Origin of the sequence: Paraburkholderia nodosa, from assembly GCF_001718195.1 — a bacterium.
GTDB classification, from domain to species: Bacteria; Pseudomonadota; Gammaproteobacteria; order Burkholderiales; family Burkholderiaceae; genus Paraburkholderia; species Paraburkholderia nodosa_A.
In genome coordinates, this window is record NZ_MCNV01000005.1 from 34995 (window position 1) to 53383 (window position 18389).

17 protein-coding genes are annotated in these 18389 nt (G+C 65.2%); 7 read left to right on the top strand and 10 right to left on the bottom strand.

Annotated elements, in window-relative coordinates:
* Positions 1-3: 3 nt before the first annotated feature.
* The 5 genes from BFD71_RS11285 to BFD71_RS11305 are packed head-to-tail and all read right to left on the bottom strand — an operon-like array spanning position 4 to position 4999.
* The gene (locus BFD71_RS11285) at positions 4-1146 is read right to left on the bottom strand and encodes an NAD(P)/FAD-dependent oxidoreductase (RefSeq protein WP_069263657.1); all 1143 of its coding nucleotides are present in this window, start codon (positions 1144-1146) and stop codon (positions 4-6) included.
* On the bottom strand, positions 1143-1940 hold the full coding sequence (locus BFD71_RS11290; RefSeq protein WP_069263659.1) for an ABC transporter permease: 798 nt from the start codon (positions 1938-1940) through the stop codon (positions 1143-1145). Before BFD71_RS11290 ends, BFD71_RS11285 begins: the two co-directional genes overlap by 4 nt.
* A gap of 12 nt (positions 1941-1952) precedes the next feature.
* A complete protein-coding gene (locus BFD71_RS11295; protein WP_069263661.1) occupies positions 1953-2825 on the bottom strand; it encodes an ABC transporter permease in 873 nt (290 codons plus the stop codon).
* Positions 2812-3882, bottom strand: coding sequence for an ABC transporter ATP-binding protein (locus tag BFD71_RS11300; protein WP_069263663.1), 1071 nt, complete (start codon positions 3880-3882; stop codon positions 2812-2814). The genes BFD71_RS11295 and BFD71_RS11300 overlap by 14 nt, the downstream gene beginning before the upstream one ends.
* Positions 3883-3931: 49 nt before the next feature.
* Positions 3932-4999 (bottom strand): ABC transporter substrate-binding protein, encoded by a 1068-nt coding sequence (locus tag BFD71_RS11305; protein WP_069264147.1) that lies wholly within the window; start codon positions 4997-4999, stop codon positions 3932-3934.
* Positions 5000-5179: 180 nt separating this feature from the next.
* Here BFD71_RS11305 and BFD71_RS11310 point away from each other — a divergent pair, with 180 nt between their 5' ends.
* Positions 5180-6127, top strand: coding sequence for a LysR substrate-binding domain-containing protein (locus BFD71_RS11310; RefSeq protein ID WP_069263667.1), 948 nt, complete (start codon positions 5180-5182; stop codon positions 6125-6127).
* Positions 6128-6147: 20 nt separating this feature from the next.
* On the opposite strand, the gene BFD71_RS11315 is transcribed toward BFD71_RS11310, so the two are convergent.
* Positions 6148-7077 (bottom strand): LysR family transcriptional regulator, encoded by a 930-nt coding sequence (locus BFD71_RS11315; protein ID WP_069263669.1) that lies wholly within the window; start codon positions 7075-7077, stop codon positions 6148-6150.
* Positions 7078-7204: 127 nt separating this feature from the next.
* On the opposite strand from BFD71_RS11315, the gene BFD71_RS11320 reads away from it, so the two are divergent.
* The 3 genes from BFD71_RS11320 to BFD71_RS11330 all read left to right on the top strand — a co-directional run bounded on the left by BFD71_RS11320 (position 7205) and on the right by BFD71_RS11330 (position 10925).
* Positions 7205-8155, top strand: a complete 951-nt coding sequence (locus BFD71_RS11320; RefSeq protein ID WP_069263671.1) for a hydroxymethylglutaryl-CoA lyase — start codon at positions 7205-7207, stop codon at positions 8153-8155.
* Positions 8156-8171: 16 nt separating this feature from the next.
* The gene (locus tag BFD71_RS11325; RefSeq protein WP_069263672.1) at positions 8172-9323 is read left to right on the top strand and encodes a CaiB/BaiF CoA transferase family protein; all 1152 of its coding nucleotides are present in this window, start codon (positions 8172-8174) and stop codon (positions 9321-9323) included.
* Positions 9324-9485: 162 nt separating this feature from the next.
* Entirely contained in the window at positions 9486-10925 is a 1440-nt protein-coding gene (locus BFD71_RS11330; protein WP_069263673.1) for an MFS transporter, read from the top strand.
* A 49-nt stretch (positions 10926-10974) separates the two neighbouring features.
* On the opposite strand, the gene BFD71_RS11335 is transcribed toward BFD71_RS11330, so the two are convergent.
* Together BFD71_RS11335 and BFD71_RS11340 are read right to left on the bottom strand one after the other, a co-directional pair.
* Positions 10975-11394 carry a DUF2322 family protein gene (locus BFD71_RS11335; RefSeq protein ID WP_083245219.1) on the bottom strand — a complete coding sequence of 140 codons (420 nt, stop codon included), beginning with the start codon at positions 11392-11394 and terminating at the stop codon, positions 10975-10977.
* Between the two features lie 711 nt (positions 11395-12105).
* Complete coding sequence (locus BFD71_RS11340) at positions 12106-12687, bottom strand: methyl-accepting chemotaxis protein (RefSeq protein ID WP_069263675.1); 582 nt, start codon at positions 12685-12687, stop codon at positions 12106-12108.
* A 1194-nt stretch (positions 12688-13881) separates the two neighbouring features.
* Between BFD71_RS11340 and BFD71_RS11345 the strand changes: the two genes are divergently transcribed.
* Genes BFD71_RS11345 through BFD71_RS11355 form a run of 3 tightly spaced genes read left to right on the top strand, consistent with a single transcriptional unit; the run spans position 13882 to position 15787 of the window.
* On the top strand, positions 13882-14367 hold the full coding sequence (locus tag BFD71_RS11345) for a hypothetical protein (protein WP_256094619.1): 486 nt from the start codon (positions 13882-13884) through the stop codon (positions 14365-14367).
* 9 nt (positions 14368-14376) lie between these two features.
* Positions 14377-15069 (top strand): nucleotide-binding protein, encoded by a 693-nt coding sequence (locus tag BFD71_RS11350; protein WP_069263679.1) that lies wholly within the window; start codon positions 14377-14379, stop codon positions 15067-15069.
* Positions 15062-15787 carry a hypothetical protein gene (locus tag BFD71_RS11355; RefSeq protein ID WP_069263684.1) on the top strand — a complete coding sequence of 242 codons (726 nt, stop codon included), beginning with the start codon at positions 15062-15064 and terminating at the stop codon, positions 15785-15787. Before BFD71_RS11350 ends, BFD71_RS11355 begins: the two co-directional genes overlap by 8 nt.
* A gap of 647 nt (positions 15788-16434) precedes the next feature.
* Here the strand turns inward: BFD71_RS11355 and BFD71_RS41410 are convergent.
* The gene (locus tag BFD71_RS41410) at positions 16435-16611 is read right to left on the bottom strand and encodes a hypothetical protein (protein ID WP_176732868.1); all 177 of its coding nucleotides are present in this window, start codon (positions 16609-16611) and stop codon (positions 16435-16437) included.
* Positions 16612-16805: 194 nt separating this feature from the next.
* The gene (locus BFD71_RS11360) at positions 16806-17639 is read right to left on the bottom strand and encodes a DUF932 domain-containing protein (protein ID WP_069263686.1); all 834 of its coding nucleotides are present in this window, start codon (positions 17637-17639) and stop codon (positions 16806-16808) included.
* Between the last annotated feature and the right edge of the window lie 750 nt (positions 17640-18389).

Consider the following 18389-nt stretch of genomic DNA (forward strand, 5'->3'; position numbering starts at 1 on the left):
GGATTAGTGAGCGAGGATCGGTTCGGCAGCCGCGTCGGTCGCGAAGCGGCGCGCGGAGAAAGCGGGCAGTTCGGCGGGCATCGGGCCGCCCGTGATCCACGGCGCGATGCGCAGCGCGTGGGCCGCGGCGAGCGTCACGCCGCTATGGCAGGTGACGACGAAGGCACCCGGATGCGCCTCGGACTGGTCGTAGATCGGAAAGCCATCGGGGCTGTACACGCGCAGCGCGGCCCACATGCGTACGAGCCGCACATGGGCGAGCATGGGAAACGCGCGCACGCCGCGCGCCGCGATCTGGCGCAGGATCGGCGTGGTGGTGAAGTCGTTGAAGCCGGCTTCTTCCATCGAGTCGCCGAACTGCACCGTGCCTTCGTCGGTCTGCCGCACATTGATGGTCGGATAGCGCAGAAACGGCTCGACGCGCTCGCTCACGAGTACCTGGCCGCGATTGGGCGCAACGGGGGCATTGAGGCCCACGTGCGGCGCGAGCGCACGGTTGCCGAGGCCGGCCGCGAGCACGACGCGTGCAGCGTGATACACGCCGCGCCGCCCTTGCACGCTGAACCCGCCCGGCCCGGCGGCAATACGCTCGGCGCGCTCGCCCGAGACGAGCCGTACGCCGCGCCGCTGCATGGCGACGTGCAGCGCGCGCAGCAGCTTGAGCGGGTTGACGTGGCCGTCCATCGGCGTATAGCTCGCGCCAACGACCGCGGGCCCGATGCCAGGCAGCCGCTCGCGCAGTTCGGAATGATTTAGCAGTTCGAACGGATAATCGCCGATCTCGGCCTGCAGGGTGGACAGCCGTTTGTGGCGCTCGGCGAGTTCTTCGTCCGAGAAGCAGATGTGAAAGCCGCCAGGCTGGCGTAGCGCGACGTCCACGCGCGCCTCGTCGGCGAGGCTTTGCGCGAGCAGCGGCCACCGCTGCGCCGAGCTGCGCGACCAGCGCGCGTAGGGCGAAAGGCCGTAACCCTTGCCCTGAATCCAGACGAGGCCGAAGTTGCCGCGCGAGGCGCGAAAGCCGCCGTCGTCCTCGTCGAGCACGGTCACGCGCGCGCCTTCGCGGGCGAGCCCGTAGGCCACGGCGGAGCCGACGAGGCCGCCGCCGATCACGAGCACGTCGGGGCTCGCGGTGGAGTTTTGTGTCATCGGGATTCTCCGATCAGGATGCGGTCCAGCCCGACCATGCGATCGAGCAGCAGCATCAGCAGGATCGTGCCGACGATCAGCACCGCCGACACAGAGGTGACGAGCGGATCGATCGTCTGCGCGATCTGGTTGTACATGGCGACGGGCAGCGTGGTGGTGCCTGGCGTCGCGACGAAAATGGTCATGGTGAGCTCGTCGAAGCTCTGGATGAACGACAGCACCCAGCCGCCCGCCACGCCCGTGCGGATCATCGGCAGTACTACGCGGCGGAATGCCGTGAAGCGGCTCGCACCGCAGGAAAGCGCCGCGCGCTCGGCGTCGCGATCGAGGCCGACCGCCGAAGAAAGCGCGAGACGCAGCGCATACGGCAGCACGATCACCACGTGGGCGGCGACGAGCGCCCAGAACGACCCATTCAGGTTGAGCAGCGAGAGAAAGCGCAGGAATGCGATGCCGAGCACCACGGCAGGAATCATCATCGGCGAGAGGAAAAAACTCACCAGCGCGCCGCGGCCCGGAAAACGGTAGCGCGCGATGGCGAGCGCGGCGGGCACCGCGAGCGCCACGCCGATGGTGGCCGCGGCGAACGCGAGGCGCACCGAGAGCCAGAAAGCCGAGACGATGTCGCCATTCAGCCAGATCGCGCGAAACCAGCGCAGCGAGGCGCCGTCGAACGGCATCGAGATATAGCCCTTGTCCGTGAAGGCCACGAGCAGCACCACGACGATCGGCGCGAGCATGAAGGCGAGAAAGAGCGCGTTGAACGCGAGCCCGAGGAATCCGTTGCGTTTCATGGCGGGGCCCCGTCAGTCGAAGATGTGCTTGAAACGGCGTTCGGCGAGTCGGCTGCAGCCCATCACAATCGCCACGTTGGCAATCAGCAGCAGCACGGCAATGCTCGCGCCCAGCGGCCAGTTCAGGGTGCCGAGGAACTCGTCGTAGGCGGCCGTGGCGACGACCTTCAGGCGGCGTCCGCCGATCAGCGCGGGCGTGGCGAATGCGGAGGCCGAAAGCGCGAACACGATGATCGAACCCGAGAGCACGCCCGGCATGATCTGCGGCAGGATCACGCGGCGGAACACGCGCAGTGGCGAGGCGCCGAGCGAGCGCCCGGCCCATTCCACCTGCGGATCGAGCTTTTGCAGCGTCGCCCAGACCGACATCACCATGAACGGCACCAGCACGTGTGTGAGCGCGATGATGGTGCCCGTCATGGTGAAGACGAGGCGAATGGGCTCGTCAGTGATGTGGAGTGCCTGCAGCGCGTTGTTGAGCACGCCGTTATTGCCCAGCAGGATTTGCCAGCCGAGCGTTCGCACCACCACCGAGATCAGCAGCGGCCCGAGCACGATCAGCAGGCAAACCGACTGCCAGGGTCTGCGCATGCGCGCGAGCACCAGCGTTTCGGGCACGCCCAGCACGACGGAAAGCAGCGTGACGGCGAATGCGAGTCCGGCAGTGCGCAGGAAGATTTCGCCGTAGTAGGGATCGCTCAGGACCTCCAGGTAATTGGTGACGGTCCAGGCGCGTTGCACACCCGCGATGTCGCTGAAAACATGAAACGAGAGCACGAAGGTGAGCAGAAGCGGCACCAGCAGCAGCGCGAGAAAAAGCAGCAGCGCAGGGGCGGAGAGCAGCCACGGCGCGGCGCCCGCGCGCGAGTCGTCAAGCGTTGCCATGGGTGCCCTCCCGCGTGAGCACGCGCAGATCGTCGTCGGTCCAGGCGAGTCCCACTTCGTGGCCTTCCTCGGGCGGCGGTGTGCCGTGGTTGGGCTGTGCGACGTGGAGCTTGCCGAGTGAGGTTTCCACCGCGAGCAGCCATTGATTGCCGACGAACACGCGCGTCGTCACACGCCCTCTGAGGCGCGCGTCGCCGTTGGCCAGATGCACTTTTTCGGGGCGGATGTACACGTTCACGGCGCCCGCCACCTCGCGGCCTTCATGGGGCACGTGCAGCATCGTTCCGCCGACCTCGACCTCGGCGCAGCGCGGATTGCGGCGCAGCACTTCGCCAGCGAGCGTGTTGGTGCGGCCAAGGAAGGTGGAAGCGAAGGGTGTGGCCGGGCGCTCGTAAGCGTCGAACGGCGTGCTCAACTGCGCGATGGTGCCGCGGTGCATGACGGCGATACGGTCGCTCATCGTCATCGCTTCCACCTGGTCGTGCGTGACGAGCAGGGTCGTGATGCCAAGGCGTTTCTGGATAGCGCGCAGCTCGATATGCATCTCTTCGCGCAGCTTGGCGTCGAGGTTCGACATCGGCTCGTCGAGCAGCAAGAGTTCGGGCTGCATCGCAAGGGCGCGGGCGATCGCCACGCGCTGGCGCTGGCCGCCCGACAGCTCCTTCGGGTAGCGCGCGTCGAGCCCGCGCAGACGCACGAGTTCGAGCGCCTCGGCAATGCGCTCCGCGCGTTGCGCACGCTTCATCTTCTGCATCTCGAGACCGAAGCCCACGTTGCCGGCCACGGTCATGTGCGGAAAGAGCGCATAGCTTTGGAACACCACGCCGATGCCGCGCTTCTCCGGCCGTTCGTTTGTGATGTCGCGGCCGTCCAGCATGATGCGGCCGGTGCTCGGCGTGACGAAACCCGCGATCATCTGCAGTGTGGTCGTCTTGCCGCAACCCGAGGGACCGAGCAGCGAGAGAAACTCGCCGCGCTCGACCGAGAGGTCGAGCTGCTCGATCGCCGTGAAGTCGCCGTAGCGCTTCGAGATGCCTTGCAGGGTGAGGAAGCTCATGAGCGTCGGTCCTCGCTGTGCGTTGGGTGCGGGGCGGAGAGCGCGCGCATCAGCGCTCGACCGAACGGTTCCAGCGCTCGGTCCACTCGGTGCGATGCTCGTTGATGGTGGTCCAGTCCATCGCCGTGAGCTTCGCGATCTGGTCAGGACCGTAAGGCACGCGCGCGGCCACTTCAGGCGTGAGCTTGACGTTCTTGTTGACGGGGCCGAGGCCGATGTCCGCCGCCTGCTGCGCCTGCACCTCGGGGGTCAACAGGAACTGGATGAACTGCTGCGAGAGCTGCGGCTGGGCGTTCTGGGCAATGGAGCACGCGGCCACCTGCAGCGCCACGCCGCCTTCCTTCGGGTAGATGAACTTGAGCGGGAAGCCGGTGTTTTGCAGTGCCACCGCGCGGCCGCTGCCGTAAGGCGCGATGATCACGTCGCCGGACTGCATGAGGCCGTCCATTTCGCCGGGCGTGGGTGCCCACGAAAGCACGTTGGGCGCGACCTGCTTCGTCATGGCCTTGAAGCCGGGGTCGATGTCCTTCTCGCCGCCGCCGTTCAGGCGCGCGAGCATCACGAGCGTATGCAGGCCGTAAGTGTTGGTGATGGGCGGCACGCCGAGCTTGCCCTTCACGCGCGCGTCTTCGAGCGACTTCCACGAATCGGGCGCGGGCAGGCCGAGCTTTTTGAACGCCCGTTCGTTATAGCCGATGCCGGTCGCCACCATGCCCACGCCCACGGCGGTCGGGCCGATGTGCGCGAGCGGATAGAGGTCCTTCATGACCGGGGCGTCGTCGAGCTTGCCGCACAGGCCGAGTTGCATCGCCTGATACATCGGGCCGTCGTCCATCACGGCGACGTTGATCTGCTCGTGGCCCTTTTGCGCCTGGAGCTTGGCGAGCGTGTCGCTCGAATTGCCCGCTACGTACACGATCTTGACGTCATGCGCCTTTTCGAACGCCGGGATGATCTTCTGACGATAGAGCTGCTCGTTGGAGCCGCCGACGTTGGCGACATACAGCGTGGTTTCGGCCTGGGCGAGCGAGGCCGCGGCGAGCGTGCCGGCGACGGCAAGTGCGACGAATGCGGCTTTGGGAGGGAAGGTTGAACGACGGCGCATCGCGGCTCTCATGACGACGATCTCCATTCGAATGTGGGGAGCGGCGAACCGGACAGTGCGCCGATGCATCGCAGTCTGTGCCGGGCTGGCCATATCGTCCAATACGAATAAAATGCCAACCTATACGGGAATGATATGGACCAGGGTTAGGCCCTGGCGCACGAATCAGGGTTAAGCCCAGGAGAGATCACCTTGAATCTGAAGCACGTCGAGGCGTTTCGCGCGGTGATGGTGTCAGGCTCGATGACGGCCGCCGCGAAGGCGCTCTACACCTCCCAGCCCAACGTGAGCCGCCTGATCGGGCAACTGGAGCGCGAGACCGGGCTTACGCTGTTTCAGCGCGTGGGCATCCGCCTGATTCCCACGAGCGAGGGCAATGCGTTTTTTCGCGAAGTCGAGCGCGCGTACGTGGGCCTGCAGGGACTCAGTAACGCCGCCGCGCAAATCCGCAATCTCGGCAGCGGGCGTTTGCGCATTGCCGCCATGCCTTCCGCGGGGCTCACGCTCGTGCCACACGCCATCGACAAGTTTCGCCGCCTCTTTCCGGGCGTGACGGTCTCGCTGCACGTGAATACGTCGGGCACGGTGAACCACTGGACCGGCTCGCAGTTCTGCGATCTGGGTGTGGCGGTGTATATCAGCGAAGCGTCGAACTGCGAGGTCGAACTGCTTTCGAAGGTTGCGGCCGTCTGCGTGATGCCTGCCACGCATGCGCTCGCGAAAAAGGCCACGATCCGGCCTGCCGACCTGGAAGGTGAATCGTTCATCTCGCTGTGCCACGGCGACGGCACGCGTACGCAAATGGACGAAGTGTTCCAGCGTGCGGGTGTAGAGCGCGTGCTCGCCATCGAGGCCCAGTACACGGCGATCTGCTGCGAGATGGTCCGCTGCGGCATGGGCGTGACGCTCGCGCATCCCATCGTCGCGCGCGATTTCGCGGGGCCGGACATCGCGATCCGGCCGTTCTCGCCGGCGGTGCTGTTCCCCACATACCTGCTGTTTCCGCCGAATCGGCCGCGCGAGCGTCTCGTGGCCGAATTCGTCGAGGTGCTTCGCGAGCACCACGACGGTTTGATTGCGCAGATGAAAACCGCCGATCGCGAGCCCGCGCGCAAACGCGCGAAGAAAGCGGCGGCTTGACGGCGGCTTGAGGCGCGCGCTCAGGCGTTGCTCTTCGCGCCGCGCTTCTTCTGCGCCGCGCGTTCCACGAGATGTTCGACCATGCGCTGCGCCGCGGGCTGAAGCGTGTCGAACGCACGAAAGCAGACGATGAAACGCCGCCGCGCCCAGGCGTCGGTGAGGGGAATGGTGTGCACGTCCATGATGCGCCGGTAGGTGTTGCTCACCTCCTGGGGCACGACGCTGATGCCGAGATTGGCGGCCACCACGCGAAACGCAGCGTCGAGCGTCGAGACCACCGCGCGATAGGCGACCGTGCGCCCGCCGCGCGCCGCCGACTGCCGCAGCATCGTATGCACGGCCGTGGAGGTCGGCAGGCCCACGTGCTCGTAATCGAGCGTTTCCTCGAAGGCAATCGTACGGCGTTTCGCGAGCGGGTGCTCGGGATGCACGGCGAGCACCAGCCGGTCTTCGCGCCAGGGGCGCGATTGCAGCCCCCCGAGATCAACGTTGTCCCAGCACACGCCTAGCGAGGCCGCGCCGTCGCGCACACGTTCCACGAGTTCGTGCGAGGTACGCTCTTCCACGTTCACGCGAATGTTCTTGTAGGCAGGCAAGCGCATGAACGACGCGAGATCGTCGAGCAGGGCCTCGGCGATCGCGGAGGCCGAAGCGCACACGCCCACGCTGCCCGAGAGGCCGCTGCCGAGCGCGGCGACGTCGCTGGCCGCGCGCTCGAGCGTGAAGATCACGCTGCGCGCGTGTTCGAGCAGAGCGACGCCTGCCGCGGTGGGCTGCACGCCACGGCGCGAGCGTGTGAGCAGCGGCACGCCGAATTCGCTTTCGAGTTGGGCGATGCGCTTGCTGATGGCCGAGGGCTCGATGTGTTCCTCGCGCGCCGCGCGCCCCATGTTGCCGTACTCGCACACGCTCACGAGAAGGCGAAGGGTCTTGAGGTCGATGTCGTGCACGGTGTCTCCTGACTGCGTTCTGTATGTTTCCAGATTGGAATCCTAAAGCTTCCAAAATACCGCTTTATGTATTTTGCGGAATGCCTAAAGTTAGCACGTCGCTGGAGACAACAACGGAGACACCCTCATGCCCCCATTACCTCAATGGGCCCGGACGCGTGCCGTGATACGCGAGGTCGGCCTGCGCGACGGCCTGCAGAGCATCCAGACGGTGCTGCCGACCGAACACAAGATCGAATGGATCCGCGCCGCGCACGAAGCCGGCCAGCGCGAGATCGAAGTGGGTTCGTTCGTGCCTGCGCGCCTCCTGCCGCAACTCGCGGACACGGCGGAACTCGTCGCTTACGCAAAGACGCTGCCGGACCTCTTCGTCTCGGTGCTGGTGCCGAACCTGAAGGGCGCCGAGCGAGCGCTGGACGCGCAAGCGGACCTGCTGCTCGTGCCCCTTTCCGCGAGTGTGGCGCATAGCCTCGCGAACCTGCGCAAGACGCCCGATGAAGTCGTGGCCGAAGTGGCGCGCATCCGCGCCGCGCGCGACGCGAGCGGCGCGAAGACGCTGATCGAAGGCGGCATCGGCACGGCGTTCGGCTGCACGCTGCAAGGGCGCGTCGAACCCGCCGAGGTGCTGCGCTGCATGCAGGCGCTGCTCGATGCGGGCGCGGACCGCGTGAGCCTCGCCGACACCGTGGGCTACGCCAATCCCGCCGCCGTGCGCGAACTCTTCGAGGCCGCGCGCGAGATCGCGGGTGAGCGGCTGTGCTGCGCGCATTTTCACGACACGCGCGGCCTCGCGCTCGCCAACGTCTATGCGGCGCTGGAGGCGGGCGTCACGCGCTTCGACGCCACGCTCGGCGGCATCGGCGGCTGTCCGCATGCGCCGGGCGCGAGCGGCAATGCATCGAGCGAAGACCTCGCGTTCATGCTCGCCGACATGGGCATCGATACCGGCATCGACATCGAACGGCTGCTGGCGCTGCGCACGCGCGTGGCCCAGTGGCTGGCGGGCGAAACGCTGCACGGCACGCTCTGGCGCGCCGGCCTGCCGAAGACCTTTGGCGCAATTGCACAGCACGTCTGACTAGTTTGAGATCCTTATGAATACGCAAAACCGTTTGCCGCTCGAAGGCGTGCGCGTCGTCGAATTCACGCACATGGTCATGGGCCCAACCTGCGGGATGATCCTCGCGGACCTGGGCGCTGAAGTCATCAAGATCGAACCGCCCGGCGGCGACAAGACGCGCAACTTGCCGGGCCTCGGCGTCGGCTTTTTCCGCTCGTTCAACCGCAACAAGAAGAGCGTGGTGCTCGACATCAACACCGAGTCGGGCCGTGCGGCAGCCGTCGAGCTGATCGGCGAGTGCGACGTGATGCTCGAAAACTTCCGGCCCGGCCTGATGGAAAAGCTCGGCCTCGATTACGTCACGCTCTCGCAGCGGTACCCGCGCCTCATTTACGTCTCGCACAAGGGCTTTTTGCCGGGCCCCTATGAAAAGCGTCTCGCGCTCGACGAAGTCGTGCAGATGATGGGTGGCCTCTCGTACATGACCGGGCCTGCGGGGCGGCCGCTGCGCGCGGGGACATCGGTGAACGACATCATGGGTGGCATGTTCGGTGCGATCGGCGTGCTGGCCGCGTTGCGCGAGCGCGACGCGACCGGGCGCGGCCAGGAGGTGCAGAGCGCATTGTTCGAGAACTGCGTGTTCCTGAGCGCGCAGCACATGCAGCAGTACGCGATGACGCACGAAGCGCCGCCGCCCATGCCTTCGCGCGTGTCGGCGTGGAGCGTGTACGACGTGTTCACGCTTGCCGAAGGCGAACAGCTCTTCATCGGCGCGGTGAGCGACAAGCAGTTCGTGACGCTGTGCGACGTGATCGGCTGCCCGCAGCTCGCCGACGAGCCGCACTTCGCGAACAACGCGCTGCGCGTGGCGGTGCGGCCCGAACTGCTCGAGCGTCTCGGCGCTGTGCTCGCCACGCAGCAGGCGGCCGAACTCATGCCGCGTCTCGAAGCGGCCGGCATTCCGTACGCGCCGATCGTGCGCCCCGACCAGTTGCTCGACGACCCGCACCTCAAGGCGAGCGGCGGACTCGTGCCGATGCAGACCGACGACGGCGGCATGACCGAAGTCGTACTGCTGCCGCTCATGATGGGCGGTCGCCGTCCCGGCGTGCGTCAGCCGCTAGCAAAGGTGGGCGAGCATACCGAAGAGGTGCTGGCGGGCCTGAAGTCACACGCAGCGCCCTGAGCGAGCGGCAGACGAAGTGGAAGCAGTAGGTTCGCAGTTCCCCCGCCGGTCTGCCATACGGTTGCGCGTGCCACGAGCCGGCAGAAGCTCGCACGCGCCGCGCCCTCGCGGACCGGCGTTCACAAGAATGACGCCCGGCGAGGCGTCGTCACGGAGACAAGCATGCAACGAACCCTCGGCGCGGACGCCCCGCTCGACGCCGTCACGGCCCCACCCACAGGCAATCGCGCAGCGGCAGCGCTTTCCGCGCGGCTCGACCGCCTGCCCGCCACGCGCCAGCTCTGGATGCTGGTCATGCTGATCTCGCTGGGCGGCTTCTTCGAGGTCTACGATCTCATCTTCACGGGCTATATCGCCCCGGGCATGGCAAAAAGCGGCATGCTGCAAACCACCACGCATGCATTCTTCGGCTTCGACGGCATCGGGGCCTTCGTCGCCGCGACCTTCGCGGGTCTTTTCGTCGGCACCTTCTGCTTCGGCTGGTTGCCCGACCGATTCGGACGACGAAGCGTCTTCACCTTCTCACTGCTCTGGTATTCGGTGGGCTCGGTGGCGATGGCGTTTCAGCATACCTCGCAGGGGCTGATCCTGTGGCGCTTCATCACCGGCATCGGCGTGGGCATCGAGATCGTCACCATCGACAGCTATGTCACGGAGCTGGTCCCGCAGCAGATGCGCGGCCGCGCCATGGCGCTGAATCAGGCGATCATGTTTGCTGCGGCGCCCATTTCGGCGCTGCTGTCGTGGTGGCTCGTGCCGCAGGCGCCGCTCGGTCTCGACGGCTGGCGCTGGGTCGTGCTCGCCGGTTCGCTCGGTGCGGCGATCGTGTGGTTCGTGCGCCGCGCGGTGCCGGAGAGTCCGCGATGGCTCGTCACGCACGGGCAAACCGAAGCGGCCGAACGGGTGATCGCGCATATGGAGCAACGCGCCTTGCGCGAAAGCGGCAAGCCCTTGCCCGAGCCTTCGCCGACGCTCGTGCTGCCCGCGCACCGGCGCGCTTCGCTCGCGGAACTCTGGAAGCCGCCGTATCGGGCGCGCCTCATCATGCTGATCGCGTTCAACCTGTGCCAGGCCGTGGGCTATTACGGCTTCGCGAACTGGGTGCCCACGCTCCTGATCGGGCAGGGCGTGACCGTCACCAAGAGCCTGCTCTATGCGGTCGTGATCGCCATTGCGCTGCCGTGCGGGCCGCTGCTCGCGATGCTTGTGGCCGATCGCATCGAGCGCAAGTGGCTCATCGTCGGTTCGGCCTTTGCGGTGATCGTGTTCGGCTTGCTGTTCTCGCAGGCGCGCGGGCCGCTCGCGCTCATTTCGCTCGGTGTCCTGATCAGTCTGGCGGGGCAGACCATATCTGTGTGCTATCACGCTTATCAGGCTGAGCTTTTCCCCACTGCGGTGCGGTGCAGCGCTAACGGCATCGTTTATTCCGCGAGCCGCGTGGGCGCGATGATGTCGGGCTTCATCATCGCCGCGTTGCTGCGCGATTTTGGCGTGAGCGGTGTGTTCGCCGGCATCACCGTGTGCATGCTCGCGGTGATGATTTCGATCGGCGGATTCGGGCCGCGCACGAATGGCGTTCGGCTGGAAGAACTTTCGGCTTGAGTTGCCAGGGAAGGAGGCGCACCGGCTGGCACGCCTGCGAAGGCAACGCTCAGGCTGCGGCGATCACGTCGATGCGCAGCGTCGGGCCGCCCGCCGCGATTTCGAGCAGACGATCGACGTTCGGGTGTGCGCCCGGACGGTTGCGCGCGTCGGCGGTGTGCTCGGCGAACACGGCGAGGCCATGCTCGGCGGCGTTGGAGTCGAGCGTGCCGAAAGCTTCGCGCAGATAGTGGTAGACCGCGAGTGAGCCCTGCTTGCCGGGCTTGTTTTCGATGCTCGCGGCGATGTTGCCCTGAGCGTCCACGAGATCGATGCGCTCGATGCCGTCGATGCCCGGCAGCAGTGCGAGATTGTCCTTGAAGACGGCGCCCGGTTGAATTGCCTGAATCACTGAAAACACTCCGTTGGTTGGAAAAATGGCTTTTGTGGAGCCGTATCTTAGCTGATCGGGGCGGGCACCGCCGCGCATCAGGCGGCGTTCGCGCTCTGTAGCACGCTTTCGATCGCGGTGGCCACGCCCAGCACGTGCGCGTCGCTTTCGGCGAGCCCCGCCGCGCTCAAGCCACGGTGCCTTGCTGCGCGGCGCGCACGGCAGCGACACCGCGCAGCCGTCGAGGAAACTCACCACCGAGGGATTGCGCAGCCCGAGCGCGTTCGTTGCCACGGAGTGCGCCGAATCGGCTTCGAGCGCCGCGATGACGGGTGGCACGATGGGCACGGTCGCCGTGAGGAAGGCAGTAAAGTTCGCGAGCGCGGCGCGCGCCTGTGACATCGCGGCGGCGCTCGCCGATCCACCCAGGCGGATGCAGGGGAGCACGTGCGCGGAGTGGCGCTGAGCATGTGCTTGGAGCCGGCTGCGGTGCGTCGCGTAGGCCTCGATCGGCGAGAAGCCGATGCAATTGATGGCGGGCAGCGCCCCCAGCTGTGGCAGGTGCAGCGAGGCAACCTGCATACCCGCTCGCGAGAGGGCGCATGAGCGTGGCTTCTCAGGCGGGGGCGACATGCGCGTCCATACCCTTCGGTCACGTAGCTCGAAAGTACTACGAGGCGCACGCCTTTGGACACCGAAGGGCGCGCGCGCGACCCGCATTTTCAGCCGTGACCAACAGCGGATATCGAAGCGCGCATTCGGAGCCATCGGGCATCATGCCCAGGTCGCGTGGGTCTGTCGTAAAGCCTTTCACAATCTTGCGCAGCTTGCTCGCCTGGTCTTCCAGAGAGATGGCGGCTGCCGCGGCTTGCTCGACCAACGCGGCACTCTGCCGGGTAACGCCGTCCATTTTGGGATCGCCTGATTCACTTGCTCGATGCCGCGACTCTGCTCCTCCGAAGCATTGGCGATTTCATCGACAATGTCACACACGCGCTGGATGGACACGCTGATTTGGTCCATCGCACTACCGTTACTGACAACCAATTCGTTACCCGTTCGCACACGCTCGACAGAAGTGCCAATCAGATCCTTGATCTCTTTTGCCGCCGTGCTCGAGCGCCGTGCCAGCGAGCGGACTTCCGAGGCCACCACGGAGAATCCGCGGCCGTTTTCGCCCGCACGTGCAGCCTCAACTGCGGCGTTCAAGGCGAGGATATTGGTTTGAGATGCAATGCCTTCAATCAAGCTGGTGATTTTGGCAATCTTGATCGCGCTATCGCTAACGCCGTTCATGGTCTCAACAACTTCCGCAACCAGGTGGCTTCCTGCCAGAGTCGCGTCGCGCGCCGTGGACGCCATCTTTCTACCCATTTCAATGTGGGCCGCCATGGCGCGTCATTCAAAATGTGCCTCGAATGAATGGTCAACGTCGGATCCGGTCATGCGCGAGTATATATCGTCGGCAACGGACATGAACTGTCCCTAGACATCAAGCTTTTTGTAGGTCGGGCGCCAATGTAAGCGAGCCGCTAGCTAACGCCCCCATATGAATTGCACCGCCGGTCATAAATTCTGAGTCTGTCGCGCGATCGGGGGGCGGTGCAAGTCCGCTGCACTGAAGGCGCAGCGAGCCACATCGACCCTGAGCCGGTCGCACACCGGCGGAAGGCGTCCGGGATGCGTCGGGATGACAGGCATCCGATGCGGTGGGCGCCGTTGACTATACGGGAGTTCGGCTATCCCGGAGGCAACGCACCTCGCAGTCGCGCAACTCATTTCGACGATTACCTCGCCTTTATTCAAGTAGAACCACCCGGCTGCACTTTCTGAGATTCGCGATGGGATCCCGGTCTACGTTTGAGCACTTGCTGCGAAGCGCAAAGCTAGTGCCATCCCGCTCCGAGTACCTGCGGGTGTACAAGGCGCCCCAAACCGGCAACAGCCTATCCTGCGATACCGAATTTTCCGTGCGCTATTTGTCGTTCGGCGTCAACGTTTTGCGCGGAGCGTTCTGCAACCGCGTGTACGCCTGTTCAGGCCCTGCACTATTCTGCACAAGCGACTGACTAAGCCGCTGTGCAGAGGTCTACTCTCGGCCGTCATTGAAATGCGTATGCCCATGCGTAGGGGCCGCGCAACCCGTGCGCGAAGATTTCGGCTCAGTGGTCAACGCCCTGCGTGAAGCGTGCGTACTGTTGTGCGTATGTCGCGCGAGTGAACGTTCACAGGACTTCCTCGATGGTGTGTGTAGCAAGCTGGCTGGCGAGCAACACGCGATGGAATTGACCGACATCATCAGTGTTCGATCTGCTGCGTTTTCGCGTCTCCTGATCTTCCCGTGTCGATGCACTTATGTTGTGTATGCGCGATCGATGTCTGCGCGTGATCCGTGGCGATGGGGCGCGGAGAGAGCCTGACCTGGCCGGAGCAAACCGGGTGCGTCGCGCGAGGGTGTTGCAAGTGTGTGACAGTGCGAAAAAGTGCATTGTTCTCAGCGGTTCCCATTGCTTCCCATGCGTTCCGATATGGGCTCGCGCGCAAAAAGATGGGGTTGACGCGTGCGCTTACAGTGCGCAGGATGGTGTGAAGATCATTCGTAACGGCGTGTGTGAAGGTGTGTGCAGGAGGATGTTAATGCCTGTCGCGAAGGTTTATACGAAGTCGCAATGGGAAGCGTTTGCCAGCGCACTTGATGCGCTTCCTGAAAGGCCCGAGACCGAACGCCTGGTCTCGATGAGCGATGCCATGAAGGACATGCGTGCACGTGTGCGCGCGGCGCAGGCGAAGGGCTACACCCTGGAGCAGATTGCGGAGCAGGCAAAGCCGCACGGCATCGACATCACTGCAAGCACCATCCGTTACGCGTTGCGCGTGGCCGCGAAAGGAAGCGTATCTGCCAACGGTGCGCGCGCGCCTGGACAGACAGGCGGACCGACGGCGCGCGCACCGGATCCTGAGCCTCGCACGAATCAGGCCCGCAAGCAAGGGGGAAAGGCCGTACCGAGACAACCCATGCCGGTGCAGGGCGCGCTCGGATTTGCAATCCGGCCCGACACCGACGATCTGTAGGGAGTGGCAATGGACACGACAGTCAACCCCATCTATCTCGTCGGAGGTGGTAAGGGCGGTGTCGGCAAGAGCGTGGTCGCGCTTGCGCTCGTGGATCATCTGGAACGCCGGGGGTTGAATACCGTGCTGGTGGAAAGCGATACGTCGAACCCGGACGTGATGCGAGCGGTTCACGAGGAAATCGATTGTGCTTCATTCGATCTGGACAAAGCTGGTGGGTGGATCGACTTCGTGAACTACTGTGACGGGCACCGGGACGCCGTCGTGGTGGTCAGCACGGCGGCACGCAACCAGGATGGCGTCGCGCGGTACGGCGCGACACTCAGCAGTACGCTCGGTGAACTCGGACGGCGGCTCGTCGTATTCTGGGTCATCAACCGGCAGCGCGACAGTCTCGAATTGTTGCGACAGTTCAGTGAGACGTTCCCGGATGCAACGGTGCATGTCGTGCGCAACGGCTACTACGGCACGCCCGAGCGCTTCGTGCTCTATCAGGATTCGAAGCTGCGCAAAAGCGTTGAGGCAAAAGGCCGGTCACTTGATTTTCCGGAACTTGCCGACCGGGTCGCCGATGACCTGCGCAGCCAGCGTCTGTCGGTACGCAAGGCGGTCGAGACGCTGCCCATCGGCCAGCGCGCGGAACTGCTGCGCTGGCGAGCATGCTACGACGCGATGTTCACGCAGGTGACGGGCGATGCGTGAGCGGCGCTCGCAGCGTGCCGGCTCGCCAGATCCGCTCGCACGGCTTTTTCTCGAAGTAAGCGGCGAGCCACCCGACGACGGGAGCCTGCTGCGCATGCGCCGTGTGTCGACGGCGCTGAATCTGCGTGACAACGATGCCCTCTGGTCGGTGCTGGCGGTACTCGAATACTACATGCGACTTTATGAAGCGATGCCTGAGCGCATCCGGGCGGCAGGCGCGGGCGGCGTCGATACGGTGCGGGCAGAGGCGCACGCGGCGACACAGGCTCTGATGATGCAGCATCGCGACGCGCTCACGCGTTGCAAGGAGACGATCAGGCTGGCGGAGAAAATGACCACCGAGCACGAGATGCGCTACCGGGCGGCGCTTGCGGCGCTAAACGACGAAGCACTGGCGGCGCTCACACAACGGGCGGCGAGCCGCATCGCGCGTGTTGCCGGAAACCGGCTCGTAGGGGCGATGCTGGTGACAGCGCGTGAACAGCGGCAACGGCTCGATGCGGCGCTCACATCGTTCGAGCAGTCCATCATGCGGCGGCTGATGCGAGCGTGCTACGGGCTGTTGGCGTGCGGACTGCTTGTGATACTGCTGGCGGCGGGCGCCGGCGGCGTGGTCGGTTGGTGGGCTTGTGCCCATTGGGGGGCGGCAGGGCGATCGTCGTCGTTCGGGCGCACGAACCATACCTCGATGGTATCGTCCTCGACCGCGGCGCGGTAAATCGCGAAGCACGTCTGCGGCCCACGCGGCCCAGGCGGGCCAAACTGCTGTGTCGTGGTGCTCCAGCCCGTCGGCATGCCAGGTCTCAACGGTGTCCACGCCGCGTGTGCTCGCGGCAACGCCGGCGAGCTGCTGGCTTGCGACACCTCTGTGGACCGGTGTGATCTTCGGGGTCGCCGACGACAGTGACTGCGCGGCTTCGCCTTCGGAAAAACCGGTGACGTTGCCACCATTCGCGTCGAGTCCGGCGCTGGTCGTGCGGCGCACGATCGAGCCTGCGGGCAATGACGAGATGGCCTTGGGCCCGAGGATCACGAATGCGCCCGCCTCGGCCATCTGCTGCGAGTCCATGCCGCTGCGGCGCTGTCGAGCGCGATGAGGGCCGCATTGACGTGCCCGATTTTGTCGTTGAACCGGTCGCTTTCTTCCCAGGCGTTACTGTGGTCCTCCGGGAGCGCCACCAGCTTATCCGCCAGTGAGTCCTGCTCGCAGTGAGGGCGTCCGTCTGCTGCCGCACGTCGTCGGTGTACGGGGGCTGTATCGGGCGCAAGCTGCAGTAGCGGTCCAGTTCCGGAAAATCGCGCCTCGCACGTGTTTCTGATCCAGCTCCGCCCTTCGGCGCGCACTTCCTCTGCGGCAGCGTTGAGCTACTGCGCGACGAGACGCGGCAACAGTTCGGCGTCGGCAATGGAACCGGTGTTTTTATCGTCGCTTGGCAGGTCGCGTCGCACGTACCCACCCACCGCTTCATAGGCTGCGAGGCCGATCAAGCGTACGAGGCGGCTGCGGCTCGGGTCGAACCGGATGTGTTCCTTCACGCTCAACCAGCTTGCCGCCCTGGCGCTCCTGGATCAGCCTGAAACGCAGCTGGCGAGCTTCATGGGCCGTTTGACTGTGAGCGGGGAGGTGGAAAGGAGTGCGGCGATGTAATCGACGCTGCAGCTCTCTTCGGCTGCCATCCGGAAAGGAATCCTGGACGAATGCAAGGGGGGCGGCGCAGGACGCCGCCCGTAGGTGGCTACGCCTTCATCTGGCGCATGGCGTCGGCGAGCATCCACAGCGAGCGGTTGAGTTTCACGTTCTGGTCGATGCCGGTGATGGGCCGGGTGGACATAGAGCGGCCACTGCGCGAGCGCCCGTGCAGACCGCCTCTGGTCAAGTTTTCCTGAACGCGGTTAAAGATCGTCCAGAGGTCGTCATGACGATCCTCGAAGCGGCGCGGAGCGAGCAACTGGCTTTCCGTCACCGAAGCGGGTGCTTCGGCGTCGGTCGGGTCATAGCGCAGCGCGAGTGCGGAGCGTGCAAACGCGTGCTGTTCTTCGCGGTTCAGTTCAACGGCGCGCATGCCGTCCTTCTGCTCGCGGATCAGCTCGAAGCCGTCGAGCACGTCGAACGCGCCGTCGATGACATTGCGCACAATGTTGCCCTTGTGGGGGATGCGGATATCGCGCACGTTGTCGCCGGCTACCATGCCGTTCTGGCAGACAAAGCGCAGCACGCCCGCGAGCATCTGATAGCTGCTTGTGCCATCGTGTGAATTGAGCAGCACGATTTCGTTAGCTTCGTCGCCGACGATCTGGTCGGCGTGGCGAAGGCGGAGCATGTGCTTCGTGTGCATGCGCTTGCCCTCGTCGCGCACGCGGGTCTGGCACACCATGAAGGGGTGGAAGCCTTCTTTGCGCAGGCCGCGCAGCACGTCAATGGTCGGAATGCAGGTGTAGCGTTCGGAGCGGCTTTCGTGCTTGCTGTCTGCGAAGATCGAAGGGGCGACGCGGCGGATCTGGTCGTCCTGGAGGGGCGAATCGGAACGGAGAATCGGCGAGCCGTAACGGAAGGAGGAAGCGAGTTGCATGATACTCTCCACAGCGAACGAGTTGAGGGGGTTGTGCTGACCGGGCTCCAAGATTCCGCCCGTCCCGTAGGGGGTGGGCTTGTCCCGGTGGAACCCGGTGCTGGCTGTGCTGCCGCCAGTCTCCTGAGTTCGCGCCCGTGCGACTGAAGGAGCCGGTGGCAGGCAGACGTCAAGGAAAAAGGCGAGGGAGGGGTGCGGGCAACACGGTCCCTTGCCCCTTGATGTCTGCCTGCCACCGGCTACGGTCGCGTGTTGGGCGGGAACCCAGGTGACTGGCGGATGAGAAGCGTCGGGTGTGACCGGGATGAGCCGCCGCGCGGCGAGCGCGATCGTGGAGGCCGTGAGCGGCCTCCACCTGACCGGGGTGTTAAGGGGTTCAGGTTTGTGCGTGGGGGGTTGACGCCCGCGGGGGGCGAGACGCGTCACGCGGCTCGACGCGAAGCGCGAAAGCCCGGTGCGCAGCGTCAGCGCAGGGGACCTGTCACATCGTTTTTCATCGGCCAGAACGTTATGCGTGGCGTGCCACACCGTCAGACGTGTTGCGGATGGAACTGTCACCGCTCAAGCGCAAGCCGCAGCTCATTTCATGTGATGGCGTTGCACCCGCGCGTTACGCTGTTATGGTGCTCGATCGTGGCGCCGTAGCGGCCAGTGAAAAGGCGAGCCGCTGGGCGACGACCGGTTCGTCCGTGAACGGGACCGCTGTTACAAAAATGTCCCAAGTTCCCGTGCGCGTCCTGTTGGCTGAGG